The organism is Mesorhizobium sp. M0633, assembly GCF_040320645.1.
In the GTDB taxonomy this organism is placed as follows: Bacteria; Pseudomonadota; Alphaproteobacteria; order Rhizobiales; family Rhizobiaceae; genus Mesorhizobium.
Window position 1 is genome coordinate 40,601 of the sequence record NZ_JAMYQC010000040.1, and the last position, 14,193, is coordinate 54,793.

At 60.0% G+C, this 14,193-nt stretch carries 12 protein-coding genes; 4 read left to right on the plus strand and 8 right to left on the minus strand.

Annotated elements, in window-relative coordinates; all coding sequences use genetic code 11:
* Positions 1-798: 798 nt before the first annotated feature.
* Both NKI47_RS29870 and NKI47_RS29875 read right to left on the minus strand, forming a co-directional pair.
* Entirely contained in the window at positions 799-2,331 is a 1,533-nt protein-coding gene (locus tag NKI47_RS29870) for a hypothetical protein (RefSeq protein WP_352594623.1), read from the minus strand.
* 472 nt (positions 2,332-2,803) lie between these two features.
* Entirely contained in the window at positions 2,804-3,313 is a 510-nt protein-coding gene (locus NKI47_RS29875) for a ferritin-like domain-containing protein (RefSeq protein WP_352594625.1), read from the minus strand.
* 282 nt (positions 3,314-3,595) lie between these two features.
* On the opposite strand from NKI47_RS29875, the gene NKI47_RS29880 reads away from it, so the two are divergent.
* The gene (locus tag NKI47_RS29880; RefSeq protein ID WP_352594627.1) at positions 3,596-4,033 is read left to right on the plus strand and encodes a KTSC domain-containing protein; all 438 of its coding nucleotides are present in this window, start codon (positions 3,596-3,598) and stop codon (positions 4,031-4,033) included.
* Between the two features lie 313 nt (positions 4,034-4,346).
* On the opposite strand, the gene NKI47_RS29885 is transcribed toward NKI47_RS29880, so the two are convergent.
* Together NKI47_RS29885 and NKI47_RS29890 are read right to left on the minus strand one after the other, a co-directional pair.
* The gene (locus NKI47_RS29885; protein ID WP_352594629.1) at positions 4,347-4,535 is read right to left on the minus strand and encodes a hypothetical protein; all 189 of its coding nucleotides are present in this window, start codon (positions 4,533-4,535) and stop codon (positions 4,347-4,349) included.
* Positions 4,522-4,824 (minus strand): hypothetical protein, encoded by a 303-nt coding sequence (locus NKI47_RS29890; protein WP_352594631.1) that lies wholly within the window; start codon positions 4,822-4,824, stop codon positions 4,522-4,524. Before NKI47_RS29890 ends, NKI47_RS29885 begins: the two co-directional genes overlap by 14 nt.
* 175 nt (positions 4,825-4,999) lie before the next feature.
* Here NKI47_RS29890 and NKI47_RS29895 point away from each other — a divergent pair, with 175 nt between their 5' ends.
* Positions 5,000-5,353, plus strand: coding sequence for a hypothetical protein (locus tag NKI47_RS29895; RefSeq protein ID WP_352456137.1), 354 nt, complete (start codon positions 5,000-5,002; stop codon positions 5,351-5,353).
* A gap of 677 nt (positions 5,354-6,030) precedes the next feature.
* On the opposite strand, the gene NKI47_RS29900 is transcribed toward NKI47_RS29895, so the two are convergent.
* Entirely contained in the window at positions 6,031-6,228 is a 198-nt protein-coding gene (locus NKI47_RS29900) for a hypothetical protein (RefSeq protein ID WP_352594633.1), read from the minus strand.
* Between the two features lie 653 nt (positions 6,229-6,881).
* Between NKI47_RS29900 and NKI47_RS29905 the strand changes: the two genes are divergently transcribed.
* On the plus strand, positions 6,882-7,175 hold the full coding sequence (locus NKI47_RS29905) for a hypothetical protein (protein ID WP_352594651.1): 294 nt from the start codon (positions 6,882-6,884) through the stop codon (positions 7,173-7,175).
* 483 nt (positions 7,176-7,658) lie between these two features.
* Here NKI47_RS29905 and NKI47_RS29910 read toward each other — a convergent pair whose 3' ends face one another.
* Entirely contained in the window at positions 7,659-8,828 is a 1,170-nt protein-coding gene (locus NKI47_RS29910; RefSeq protein ID WP_352594635.1) for an IS110 family RNA-guided transposase, read from the minus strand.
* Between the two features lie 569 nt (positions 8,829-9,397).
* On the opposite strand from NKI47_RS29910, the gene NKI47_RS29915 reads away from it, so the two are divergent.
* Positions 9,398-10,036 (plus strand): hypothetical protein, encoded by a 639-nt coding sequence (locus tag NKI47_RS29915; protein ID WP_352594637.1) that lies wholly within the window; start codon positions 9,398-9,400, stop codon positions 10,034-10,036.
* A 21-nt stretch (positions 10,037-10,057) separates the two neighbouring features.
* On the opposite strand, the gene NKI47_RS29920 is transcribed toward NKI47_RS29915, so the two are convergent.
* A complete protein-coding gene (locus NKI47_RS29920; RefSeq protein ID WP_352594639.1) occupies positions 10,058-11,719 on the minus strand; it encodes a DNA polymerase/3'-5' exonuclease PolX in 1,662 nt (553 codons plus the stop codon).
* Positions 11,720-11,825: 106 nt separating this feature from the next.
* The gene (ligD, locus tag NKI47_RS29925) at positions 11,826-13,724 is read right to left on the minus strand and encodes a DNA ligase D (RefSeq protein WP_352594641.1); all 1,899 of its coding nucleotides are present in this window, start codon (positions 13,722-13,724) and stop codon (positions 11,826-11,828) included.
* Positions 13,725-14,193: the final 469 nt, after the last annotated feature.

A 14,193-nucleotide genomic window follows, 5' to 3' on the forward strand; every position in this document is an offset into this window, starting at 1 on the left:
GCGAAGCCCCCGTACCCCTTCATTCCGGCACACGCCACCCTCAGGAACGCTTCTGGAATACCTTGCCGCGAATGGGGCTCGGGTATTTGATAGAGAACGCGTCTCGGTTTGCCGGTGACGTGCCGTGCAGTTGCCAAGCCATAAGCTTCTCCAAACCTGCGAGTTGATCCAGTCGACGCACCCGGTCGCTTCACAGACGATACGCCCGCGCTCCAAGCCGCGTAGCTCTCGGCGGTCGCTACATCCAACTGCAGATGTACTCGAGAATCCCTGAGCCTCCAATTTCGTCGAAGCACCGTTACGAAGCATTGGACCGCGGGATCGCTTCCAGCATGTCTGCTCTGTGTGAGAGGATCGCCAGGGAATGAGTTCGATGTGGAGGTCGAACTTCCCTGGCACCAGCCGTGGCTCGATGCCGCCGTCGAGCCGACCCAGCCGGATCAGCCCACTCGAATACCGATAGTTCCCATGAAAAGTCCTCGCCGGAAATCTGCGCCCAGATCAAGGGTCCCGCCCCCAATAGCGGGCGCAGCCTGCAGGATGTGGCGCTGCATGTGCGCGACGACAAATTGGTTACCTGCGGCTGGGCCCCCGGAGCGGATCGGGATCCCGCGCCAATCTCGGCGGAGGAGACATACGAGTCAATCGACAACTGGATGGCGGCGGGCGCGCCTTGTCCGGCAAAATCCATGAAAGGCAAAGTCAGTTTGGCTCGGCGGTGGTCGAGCGACGACTGGCAGCTCAAGCCGGCGGCGATGCTGGCGCTTCGCCGTGGACCCGAATGCCTTTGGCAACCTTTCAGAGCTCTTTGGCCCGTGCGCGTGAGACGTCGTTCCGGTCAACAATGGCCAAGCCCCCGAAGAGGACAACGAAACCGACGATTGCGATCCAGCCGATGATCTGTCGTATCCGCTCCTGCCCCTCGGGCATTTGAAGCGCCTCGACCTTCGGCCACATCACGTTGATATACCCATCCGGCTCTGCGATTAGGCCTTGGTCCTCCGTGTCGATTTCGAGCATTACGCCTTTGATGGGGCCCTTCGTCATCACCATGACATGGGCAGGAGCTTCTCGTGCGATCACTTCCCCGTTGCGGCTCACCTGTGCCCAGCCCCAAAGGGCGATTTCCGGCCGTACCTTCGGCAGCTTGCCCGTGCCGATGCCAGTGTTGCCGTGCATCTCGTGTTCATACGCTACGCCTGACCATGTCGTATATTTTCCGAGCGGGTGGCGCGGCATTGGCTTGTCAATGCTGACCGTATAGGCGACGTCGCCGGAGGTGAACCCGGCCGAGACTCGCAAACCATCCGTGTTCTGAACGTGCGACCAGCGGTTGCCCATTTCCACGGTTTGGATTGCAATGGTGCCGTTCATAGGCACGGTGCTGTTCATTGCGTACGGATCGGCCCCGGTCACCCGCATGCCCTCGCCTGAAGCCCGTGCGGTTGCGATCAAACCGTCGGTGCCCCTCGATTGGGCGTGGGCAGGTTCGGCAGGGACACCCAGCAGGACGGCTAGCGTGCCGATCCCAGCCAGGCCGATTACGCGTCGCTTCTTCATCAGCCAACCGCCGACCCACCAGCCGATAAGTGCCGAAACGAAACCGCCTGGAAACGACAGCCACCAAAGATCCCTGTAGCCGGAATAATGAGGCTGATCGAGCGGCAGGCCACGTGGGCCCAGATACATGCTGTAAGTGGTCCAGACGAAGGCGAGCATGAGCGCGCCGATGGTCCAGCCCAGCCGGCCGGCACCGGCGTAAGCAGTCCAGACACAGACAAAAACGAAGCTGATCAAAAGGTGCTGGACGAAGAAGGTGATGCCTGGGAAGTCGCGCAATAGCACCGTCTGGGTCAAAACACCGTCTGCCGCAACGATGATCACAGCAGTAACGAGCCCGTAGACAACGAACCGCCACGTCTCCCCACGTTCGGTCTCAGCAACAACATGGTTTCGCCGCCAAAGCCACAGCGCCATCAGATAACCACCTAGGATCGCTAAGAAGTGCACCGGCACGCCGGTAATCCACAGGTGATTGAAGTCGAGCCATTCGGGTTCCTGCGGCAGCCCCACGGGCGCAAGCCATTGATAGTAAATCTCCAGAATGAGCGTGTGGACCGCCGTCAGGACCAAGCCTGGAATGATCCCGATGCCGAGAAAAGCCGTACCAAATAGAAAGACGGTTGCGATCAGGAAAGTCTTGGTTATCCAATAGGTCCAGTATGGATCATTCTCCCAAAGCAGGCCGTGCGCGATGGACGCATCGACGAATATGGCCGAAAGCGCCACAAGAATGCTGAACTTAATTGTATCTTTTGCGAGCAAAAACATCTGCACGCTCCCGCATTGCGCGATATTAACGCCAGTTTTCCATGTAAGTTCCCTGGTTGGGCTGGGCTGACAGGGACCTCTGCCCGTCGCTGGCGCCCTCTGTCCGCGCTCGGGACGAACTTTCTCCGATCCGGCTTGGCGTTCATCGGTGCCCGCCCACGCAACTGCTCAGTCATTTTCTCGGGCATCTCCGCTCGCGACCTCGTTCCGAACGTTTTAACACGCCCATTCGAGCTTGATCTCGCCGAGCGCGGCGCTAGCCCTTCCGATCTGGCTATTGCCATGCGTATTTGACCAGGCTTGCGCAGACGAACGCTTTACGCCGCAAGTCGCTCGTCGTAGCAATTTCTCGAAATGCAGCTCGACGACCGCCTGCTACAGTCAGCCTTGTTCGTCGCCCAGCGTTCACGAAGGGGACTCGCTAGCGGACGAATCCCCATCACCCAGTTCACGATCCTACGTTCCCACCCGCTCACCGCTTGGCGCTGTCGCTGTCCGCTTCGGCCCGCGCAAGGAACTGCTCGGTCGTGGAGGGAAGATGGCTTTTCAGCCAATCCGCCATCGCGACTTCCTCTCGCAGATTCTCTTCGCAAGCCCGAAGGACCTCGGTTTCGCCGAGCGATCGAGCAGCGGCGATCAGGATCGTGTAGGAGGCGATTTCCATGTGCTCGAACGTGTAGCTCGCCAGCGATCCTTTCATCACCTCGTCTCCGGCGAAGACGCCGCTCAGCGATTGCGCCATCGCCGTCAGCTTACCGCCAGCGTCCTTCATCGTGGATGAACCCTCGTCCATCTGATCGAGACAGGTCTTCAGCCGGGCAGCCTGCTGCTTCGTTTCGTCGAGGTGCTGTCGGATCCGGTCGCTCAGTTCGGGATAATTCTCGATACGGCTCAACTGCCCGTTCAACATCGTTTCGGCCTGCTCTTCCATGGCATGAGCATCTCTAAGCCATTGGACAAACCATTCGCGGCTTTCTGACATTTCGAATCTCCTTTGCGGCCTAAGGAAAAAACTTTCAGAAGAGGACATTGTTCCGGAGCAGAGCCCGCCGAACGGCTCTTGACAGTCGTGGCAGGTCTCAATTCACCTCGCGAAAATCCTGCAGCGATGCGTGGGAAACGCCAAGATCGCGGAAGACCGGCGCAAGGAAAACGGCCCGTGGACGCTCGCCGCTGCGCCGCTCCATTACAAAGTCCAACTGGCACTGGCCGCTTCCTGGCCATCCGACGCGGCGACATACGGCGACATATTGAAGGTCCCCGCATGGCATACTGCGACCGCTGCATGTCGTTCCTGGCAAGTAAGAACGGCAAGCAGATGAAGCTACCAGCGCTCGGCGAAGCTGAAGTGGATTCTCGACGAGGCGCTTATCGCGGCGGCTGGCGCTCCGCATTGAGCCTTGTGCCTCACCGCACCACCGCAGTCACAAGGAACGCGACGGCCTCTCCGCTCGTTGATTGGTTTTCGAATGGAGCCGCCGTCATGCCCTCCACATCGATCCGCAAGATGGAATATGATCTGGATAGAAGGACCCTCTCGGTGTGGTTCGTCGCCAGCGGCAAGCGGTACGAGTTTGAGGGGGTACCGCCGGAAACCTTTGCCGCGTTCCGGGCCGCGTTCGCCAAGGGCCGCTATTTCAACGACCAGATCCGCAACAATTTCCGCTACCGTGTGGTTGCGAGCGATAGCGACCCGGGATGACCTGACCTGCCGGCGGCTCAATCGTCCTGTCGCTCCAACCGGCGGTTGGTGGACGCGTTGCCGCTGTTGCGCTTAGGGTTGGTTACGGTCCGCGCTCACTTGGCAAGCCCAACCCCCCGCATCCCCCCGCCTGGTGCAAAGCGTTTGATCGGTCCCGCCGTTCTGGCAGTGCGGCGGGACTTTTTTGCGGTCCAGGTGGAACATCGGCGCGCGGGGAAGGCGCGGTGCACGCAGCACCCTTTTCTCATCCAACGTACGTCGGTGGCGCGCTGAAGGGTCTCAACGTCGGTCTGCCGGAGCTCAACTAGCTGGACTATTGCTCGACCGGAAGCGGCTCGTGCTGCGGCTCAGCGTGGTGGAACACCTGTCCAAGATCGCGCGCGTCGAACGTTTGGCCGCAGACTGGGCAGTAGACCATGTGCTTCGACTCGTCCTCTACCGGCCCGTCATGCGGCCTGCCCTCATAGCCGGTCGCGATGTTGTCGGTTCTAACCCGGGGCATCTGCAAGTGCCTTTGGTCGTTTTGGCGGCCGATACTTCTCCACCAACCGGACCTTCTCACGGTCGACCGTGACCAATGGCCCGAGGTCGATCGTCACAGTGTTCTCGTCGATGCGCGTGACCTCGCCTTTTAGGTCGATTTGCTGGCCTCGGTTCACCTTGGTGTGATCGATGATGGAATGTGGGAAGTCGTAACCTGGGATCGAGACCCTTACGCGGTCCTCTGTTACCCGCGTCAGAACCCTGGCCGTAATCGCCACCTGGTCACCAATGCCTATTCTCCGAGCCATGCCATGGATTCTGGTGCGGGCAGTGTCTTCTTCAAGAGGCTTCTAATATACGCCAGCCATCCTAAGGCTGACCTACGACCAGAGTTACAAAAGTTGAACTTGATCGGGGAACACTCCTTCTGTCTGCCTGTTGGATTTGCCAGCGCACCCCGCGCATTCAGACAGGAGAAAGAAGATGAAACGCATCCTTTTGGCTTCGGCCGTGCTGGCGGTGTCGGCCGGGCTTTCCTTTGCCCAGACGACCAGCGGAACTTCGAGCGGAACCTCAACGAGCGGAACCTCGACCACGACGACCATGCCCAGCACGACGGATCAGGGCACCGGCACGACGAGCAGCGGGACCAACATGTCCGGCGATCAAGGCACCGACACGACCACCACCAGCGGCACCACAAATCCGAACTCGGCCAGAGACTGCGCGCCCGGCCAGCAGACTGGCAGCGCTCAGCAGGCGGCGCCTGGTCAGCAGGACACGACAGCCAACACCGCCGCGCCAGGCCAGGTGAAAAAGACCGACGAAGGTTGCTGATTGGCACATCGGCACAGGTTGGGATCACCAGCGTGTGGCTGGCCAGCCTCCCCTGACCACCGCCTGAACTCACTCGGCTGGCGAGCAAGTTGCCGCCAGCCGAGCATCAGTCCAGGAACCTTTGCGCATGCGGCTTCTGTTTGCTTTGGGTCAGATAGATATCCGTCTGCTCGCGCATCTTGCCTGAAGGGAGCTGCAGCCGCGCTCAGAGGAGAGGCTAACAGGTGATTTCGATCGACGCGCCGTATTGCCGATAGCGCTAGAGCGATTCGACCCCCTACATCGGACAAACGTTTTCGGGGTTGATCGTTGCGGCCGGCTTTGCAGTGGTTCCGGAGGAACGGAGCTTCCGCCGATTTGCCCGGCGGGCTCAACCCACTAACTGACTGCTGCGAGCCAAAGTCGGCGATCTCAACTCGTAGAAGTGAGCGGACCGTCTCGCCAGCTCCCAAAATTCCGTGGGTGTCAGACCTGTAAAACGGCGGAACTCATGAACGGCCTGCGATTGATCAAAGTAGGCCTCATCGACAAGCTGCGTATGACAGGTTCCTCGCCGAGCACCAGGCCGCGCACGATGAGCCGCGCTCGCCGTCTGTCGACCTGGTTGCCCCCGTGCTTGAGCGCGAGTCGTGGCGCCGGTGGCCTGAAGGTCGCGACGAATGAAACGCCGGCCCAGTTCAACCCGCGCGACGTCCTTCAAAGCTCGGGGGATCGATCTTCACCAAGCGGTCTGCGGCCTCGACCGCAGTTCGTATCCTGCTGCACAGCGCGAGATTTTCGGCCAGCATTTCTTCAGTGCGTTGAAGCGCGACCTCAGTCCGGTGGATGCGCTGCCTGGCATTGGCAACTTCCGATGTCAAAAGATCGGCCGCCATCCCGTGGGGTTCCGTAGTGTCCATAGGTTTCTAATACATGGGGGGCGATATCGTTCCCTGATATCGGGCCAGAAAAGCGCGATGGGCCGAATCAATGCGCGCCCTGTCAAAACAGCGCCGGAAAGAGGCGAACGGCTTCGGCCGCTCTACATCCCACGGCAGAGGCGATCACGGTCCAGAGGGCCATTGATCTGTTCAGGTACGACTACAACGTAAGCGAAGACACACTCAGGCGGCTGGTGATCAAGCACCGTCTTCACAACCAGACAATGCCCGGTGCTCCGTGGAGAATAACGCTCCTGGTTTGGCTATGGCGCTCGTCGGGGATGATGACGCGCTTGCGCGGTTGAGGCGGGACGATCGCGAGCATCCGGAGGTAACTCGGTATTTCAAGCAGCTCGGCATCCCGCGACCCTGACCTGTTATCAAAAGTTAGGTCGCGGCGACTGTCTAAAATAGACATTAAGTACTATCCAAGTCGCAGGTAATGGCTGGATCCTCCCGGTTGAAGCTCTTCCCCTTGCGATTGCAGAGACCAATCCCTTCGCGAGTCACTGCTTCGCTATGCCCACGCGTTCCTCATCCAGTCGTCCCGGACGGCACTGGTCAACGGCCACTCCAAAATCGAGGAGCGGCTGGCCCGCTGGTTGCTGATGGTCCAAGACCGGGTCGAAGGAAACAAGATTTACGTGACGCATGAGTTTCTGGCGACCATGGTTGGCACTCGGCGCCCGGGCGTTACCACCGCCCTCCAAATGCTGAGTATCGGGGGCTGGTTCACGCCAGGCGCGGCGAGATCACAATTGTCGACCGGTTGGAATGATACAACTCACACATGGTGCCTACGGCGACGAGGAGCAAAGTCACTTCGGCCTCGCCTCCGCCTAACTGTTCGGAATCGGACAAACTCTTGCAGGCGGCCGAATTGGTGCCATAAATCGTGTTGATTTGGGTTTCAGGGAGGAACTCACATCACTAACACTTTTCACACCGTCACGGTTGAAAGAGCCGCCGAAGCCTATGTCCTCTCCAGGAGGAGCTATTGGCGGCGGCATCCATAATTCACGGTGTGCCCGTCGCTTTCGATGCAAAAACAGCCGATGTCGTAGAACCACGGCTCCATTCGTAGGCCATATATGCCTCACATGGGGATTACATGGTCAAGTGTGATTTTCCTCCTTCGCAGTTTCGGTCCAAGGTCTGAGCCCGATCACGTGACGCGGCCCGGTCGCCGGGCCTCATCCACCTCACATGCGGTCGCCGCTCCTGGCGGCAGCACCAATATCCCGCTTGCGGCGGGCGCAGGCTCAGGAAGACGAAACCATTCTGCCGATCGGCTGTTGAGGCCATGCATATTTTCGGTTCGCCCACCTGGATCCGAAAGGCTGATCAGGCCTTTGCGGAATGGAGGAAAAGGGTGGTGGAAGCGGTCATGCGGTTTTCATGAGCGCTCCCTGGATGATGACGCCGGCGGTCGCGTATTTCCACAGCGCCACCAGCAGCTTGCGGGCGAGCGCGACGATCATCGCCTTCTTGAGGCGGCCGCCGTTGCGCGCCACCCGTTCGCTGAACCAGCGGGCCAGGCCCGAGGCCGGCTGATGGCGCAGCCACAGCCAGGCAAGCTCGACCATCGTCGTTCGCAGCCGCGGATTGCCTGCCTTCGACACGCCTTGTTCGTGATCGATCGTGCCGCTCTTCCATGGGGAAGGTGCCAGTCCCGCGTAGGCGGCCACCTGCCTGCGGTTGTTGAAATGCCGGAACAGCCCTTCGGCGTGGAGGATCGTCGCGAATTCCGGCCCGATGCCCTTCAGCTTGAGCAACATCGCCGCCGGCGTCGAGGCGTCCACCGCCATCGCGGCGAGCAGCGCGTCGCGCTCGGCCTCCACCGCCTTGATCTGGCCGAGCAGCAATTCGAGACGGTCAAGTTCGCGGCCGATCTGGGCCTTCATGCGGGCCGGCAGGGCGCGGCCATCGCCGGTCCGCAGTTCTTCCAGGCGATCGCGGCGGTCGCGGCGCAAAGGCTCGTAGTCGCGGATGCCCTGGCTGAAGAGCAGGCCTTTGATGCGGTTGACGTGCTCGACCCGTTCGGCGACCAGCACCTTGCGCTCGCGGTTGGTCCGGCGGCGATCCTCATTCTCGGGCGTCGGCACCCGGACCATCGAGCAGACGCGCGGCTCACCCCGCTTGACGGCCAGCAGGGCGCGGATCAGCGCCTCGCCATCAAGCCGATCCGTCTTGGCGCGACGGTGGCGGCGCGACACTGCGATCGATGCCGCATCGACGATGTGACTTTCGATCCAGTCCTCGCGGTTCAGCACCCGGTCGATCCAGAAGCCGTCCAGCCCCGCCTCCTGGATCACCACCAACGGATAAAGCGTGCCCGTGCGCGCCTCGGCCTTGCTGCGCAGCCCGGTGAGGCAGACGAGCAGCCCGGCACTGTCACCGCCGGCGACCATGTGGCGTGACATCTTCTCGCTGCCCGGTACAATCGAGGTGACTAGCCAGGTCGATCTGGACAGCTCCAGCGAGACGAAGATTGCGCCAAGATCCACGCGGACAGCGGCTTGTAGCTCGGATTGATCGGTGGTCGAAAGATGCATGAAAGGGCCTCCAAAGAGCGAGTTGCGATGGCCCACTCTGCCAGAGTGCGGGCCACGATCCACTCCCCATGGGATCTGCGCTCGCGCAGATGCCCACCTGTCGGACGTTTGTCCGTTACCTGATCGACAATGTCGGCAGGCCGTGCATTTCGATATCCGAGGTTAGCCACGCTGTAATATTTCCGCTTTGCGACCTCACGGATTGGGAACTTGGGGATCTCATTGCGCGAAGCGCGATCGACGCGGGATTTGCGATTGAATTCGAACGCCGCGGGTGCCTAGGACGCCTGTCAAGACTCAATAGCCGAACAGCTGCTTTAGTCATGTGGCTCCCAATCACGGACGGTCAGGTTGCGGCCCCCAAAAAGCCGCCAGGCGGCAACGCGCCTGATATCGCACTTTGAGATTAACTCTGCCGCTTCCTGTTAGCCGAAGTTGCAAGCGGCCCCGCTAACAATCGTGGTTGCGCCTTTAGTGCATCGTGGTTCAGACCGCTGGCGGATTAGAACTCATGTTGGCTTTGCGATCGGCTCGTCGCTGCCGACAATCGGTGACCTATATAAAGGGGCATGTCCACGCGCCGAAAAATCAATGCAACAGCGAAGCTGATTGGAGAGTGGCCTTTAACCCCGGCTGCAACGTTTGGATCGTCCGTCAGAGCGAGGGGTATTTTTCTCGAAATACGCGCCCGCCTTCCAACGGAGTTCAGGAAATTGCTCAATATCGAGTCCCGCGTGCTTACCCTGCGCCTGTCTGAGGGCGCCGAGAATGATGTGCAGGTGGTATTCGGGATCGTATCCAAAGCACTGCAGAATATCGAAGACCTGCCCGTAATCCCCCGTGAAATCGAGGACATTCTGACGATCTCGACGGCCGAACGGCACCGCTGGCTGAAAGATGGTCGCTTGCAGAGCGCCGGGACGAAAACCGTGAAACTCCGCGGGCGGGCAAGGAACATCACCTTTCACGTGTTCGACCCGGAGCACGTGGAGGATGTGCTTGACCGCGACCTGGTTACGGTCTGGCGCGAACAGGACGCAGCGACAGCTGCAGAGAACAGGCGGCGAGCCGCGGGGAAGGCCGCTATGAAACGTGCTCAAAGAAGCGGTCGCGGAACTGCAGCTTCAACTGGCTACGGCCCCGACGAGAACGCGCACTCCAGTTTGCGCGGCTGGGAAGATTTTGAGAATGACGGACTCCTGCGCTGATAGGCCGGGCGCACAAGCAGTTTAGGACGTTTGCCTGCGCCGTGCGAGATGCGCAAGAAGGGCCGTCAAACGCATCGCGTTCAGGACCCGCTTCGCAGGAACACCGCCCTTGCGCGCCATCTCGACACCCCAATGCATGTGGTCGAGCTCGCGGATCGAATGAGCGTCCGGATTGATGCTGAAGATGCAGCCCTGATCGAGTGCCTTTTGATGCCAGCGCCAGTCGAGGTCGAGTCGCCACGGATGTGCGTTGATTTCGACAGCGACGCCGTGTTTCGCACACGCTTTGAGGACTTTGTCGACGTCGAGATCATAACCGGGCCGGCGCAACAGCTGGCGACCGGTCATGTGCCCGATAATTGTCGTCCGAGGATTTCCGATCGCCTCAATGATACGCTCCGTCTGTTCCTTCTTGGGCAACTTGAAGCGGCTGTGCACGCTCGCGACGACGAAATCGAACTGCTCCAAGATATGATTCGGGTAATCGAGCGAGCCATCCGCCAGGATGTCCGCCTCGATGCCCTTCAATATGCGAAATTTTCCATTGTATGCCTTGTTCAGCCGGTCAGCTTCGCGGTGCTGTTCAGCAATCTCCTGCAACGAAAGGCCGCCTGCGTAGTGAGCGGACTGCGAATGATCGGCGACACCATAGTATTCGAAACCGCGCCTACGCGTGGCTTCAGCCATTGCCTCAAGCGTTTCGGTGCCATCGGATGCGGTCGTGTGAGAATGCAGGATGCCATGCAGATCTTCATCCCGAATGAGGGCGGGTAGCTTCTGCTTTGCCGCTCGCTCAATCTCGTCCCTGCCTTCGCGCAATTCAGGTTCGATAAACTGCAAGTCTAGAGCTTGGTAGATTTCTTCTTCTGTCGCTGACGCGATCAGCTTTCTCCCGCGATGGAGCCCGTCGGCGTTTAGGGTGAATCCCTTGTCGGCCGCGAACGTCTTCAGTTGCTCAAGGTGGTCTGCCGAACCGGTTGCTTCGAGCAGGCTCGCGCCAAAGTGCTTCCTGTCCGTGACAACAAGCCTGAGGGTCGTATCCTCGATTCCAGTCGACTTTCTGGCCTGTGCTACCAGGGCGAAGTCGGAAACGAGCTCGCAACCGCGTCGGAAGTCACCTGCAATTTCCACGCGCGAAAACTCTGGATGCTGTTGCTTTACCGATATGACCGCATGGTGGAGAAGAGCGGCGGCCTTGTGCAGGTGAAGTTGCGTTTCGCCGCTTCGCACGATGGCCAGGTTCTGCAGCAGCTTTGTCTGAAGCGCGGCGCCGAGGCCTTTGACAGGGCGGATGCGGTCTTCTCTTGCTGCGGCCTCGAGCTCCGCCAGCGAGTTCACGCCGAGCGCCTGATGAAGCTTCAGTATCTTATCGGGACGAAGCCCGGGTATGGCAAACAGCTCCATCACGCCAGCTGGAACATCCTCGCGCAGCTTCTCAAGGCTTGGGTGCGTGCCGGTTTGGTAAAGCTTGGTCACGATGTCTGCGATCGCGTCACCGATCCCCGGGATCTTGGTGAGGGCGCCGGCGGCGATGATCCGATCAAGCGGCTGCGACAGCGCCGTCAGACTGTCTGCCGCGCGCAAGTATGCCTTTGTGCGATAGGGATTGTCGCCGCGCATAGACGCCCGTTGCGCGTATTCCCTCAAAAGACTGGCGACGGTCCTCGGATCGCTTTTTGCCATGGCTTCAGCCCAACGAGGCCGATCTCCGCAGGTTCCAATCAGGCAAGACCATGAGCGCCGCGTTGCCCTTTAAATCCCGGCTTTACTGCCTCTTCCCGCGTCGGCGCTACAGATTGGGCAAGGATTGGTCAGCGCGACCCCATCCCGCCAGAGCTTTGGAGGCGGCGCGTTTCTTTAATTCAGGAGCGTCGCCCACGTGGAAATGAGAGGGCGCATCTATTGTCTTCATCTCCGCCCACGTGATCGGTGCCGCGACAGGAGCGCCCGGACGTGATCTTGCGCTGTAGGGCATGATCGCGGTCGCCCCGCGCTGATTGCGTAGATAGTCCACAAAGATGCGACCCTTGCGGCGCGCCTTTGACAACACAGCCGTGAAATGGGCCGGATCGCTCTGGGCGACCGCCTGCGCCAGGCGAGACGCGAAGTCCTTCACCTCTGGCCACTCGGCGCCAGGGGTGAGGGGCGCGATGACGTGCACTCCTTTGCCTCCCGTCAGCATCGGGAAAGTCGTAAGCCCCAGAGATTTAAGGATAGCGCGGAACTGAAAGGCAGCGGCGCGGACGGCCTCAAAATCGAGGCCTTCATCGGGGTCGAGGTCGAACACGAGGCGGTCGGCCTTTTCGACATCCTCGATCCGAGCCCCCCATCCATGCAGCTCGATCGTTCCCATCTGGACGCAAGTCATGAGTCCGTCGGCATCGTCGACATAGAGATATGGTTCCTCGTGCCCGTCCTTCTCCGTGATGCCGACGTGGTGGACTTTGTCGCCAAAGCTGCCGGCGTCGTGTTTTTGGAAGAAGCACTTCTTCGCGCGGCCCTGTGGGCATCGAACCAGACTGATCGGCCGGCTGCCAACCCAAGGAAGCATGATCGCCGCGACCGCTGCGTAATGGTCGGCAAGCTGTCCCTTGGTGATGTTGGACTCCGGATAGATGACGCGGTCACGGTTACTTATCGCGATGGCGGTTGTCGCAGACGCGGCGAGATCGGCTGCATGACGTTCCGTCTCGAGCACGACCGCCTCCGGCTTCTTGTCTTCACGGAGACCAAGATAGCTCGGATGTCGTAACGTCCCTTCATTTGTCATTTCGGTGAAGGCAATCTCAGCGACCAGTTTCGGACGGAGCCAGTGTGCGCCGCGCACTTCGGCGCGTGGTGCGTCGACGGTGGCGGCCTTCTGCTCAAGCGGCGCCATGATCTTCAAGAGACGAAGAAGTTCAGCGGTATCGAAGCCGGTGCCGACTTTCCCGGCGTAACGCAGCTTGCCGCGGTCATGAACGCCAAGGATCAAGGACCGAAACGCGCGGACCTTGTCGGACGGCGTCCAGCCGACAATCACAAATTCCTGCCGCCTGATGCATTTGATCTTCAGCCAGCTTGCGCCGCGGGCCGCCACATAACTCGAATCCGCGAGCTTTGAGATGACGCCCTCAAGGCCGGCAGCGCAGAAGCGATCGAGCAGCTCTTCTCCGCGGCCGAGGATATGGTCGGAGTAACGAAGGACCGGATTTTTCGCAGGCAAGATCGCCTCCAGCTTCGCCTTGCGCTCAACAAGAGGAAGCCTTGTCAGATCTTCGCCGTCGAGCTGCAGCAGATCGAACGCATAAAAGTCGATAGTCGCCGGGGCACCCTTCAATGCATTTTGAAGCGCTTGGAAGTTAGATCTTCCTTCGGCATCGACAACCACGGCCTCGCCGTCAATCAGGGCGGAGCGCACCTTGAGCTTGCGAGCCTCGGAGAGGACCGAGGGAAAACGGCTAGACCAGTCCAGACCAGATCGTGTGTAGGCTCGCGCCTCGCCTCCGCCGACCGCAACGAGAATACGATAGCCGTCGTATTTCATTTCATGGATCCAACGATCGCCGGCAGGGACCGTGTCCACGAGCGTTGCGAGCTGGACCGGCCGGAAAGCGGGCGGCGCTAAAGTGACCTCGTCACGAGCGGGCGACTTCGCTTGACTAGCGCTCGACGCATTGATTGCCTTACGCGACGTTGGCTTGACCACCCTGACCTAAACCATACTCAGAGACGAAACAGCGTTATTTGCCGTCCAACGCGCGACTACTTCTTTAGTTTCGCTGGCGGCCGTGTTGAGCTTTTCGCGATCATTGCCGACCCGCTTGATTAGCGCCTCGGCCTGAGGCCGTGCTTCCTGCCTCCGGCCCTTCCATTCCCGATTTTCGCGCACAGCTCACAGGCAATAATCAAGAGCAGGAACGGGCCCTCAAATGCCGCCACAGCGTATCCGGTTTCTGCCATCGGCTTTAGAAGCCTGACATCCGGTTCCGGTCCCCTGTGCGTACGGTTTTGATCTTCTCGTCGAACCCTATGTTCGATTGATGATTACTCGACGTGCCCCATTGACGCCAACTACCTCGCCCAGAGCAGCTCCGATGCGAGTTTCAAGAAGTGCAAAATGGCCCATAAATGCGCCGACCAGAGAGAACGCTCTCGTATCGGGGTCTATTTCGAGC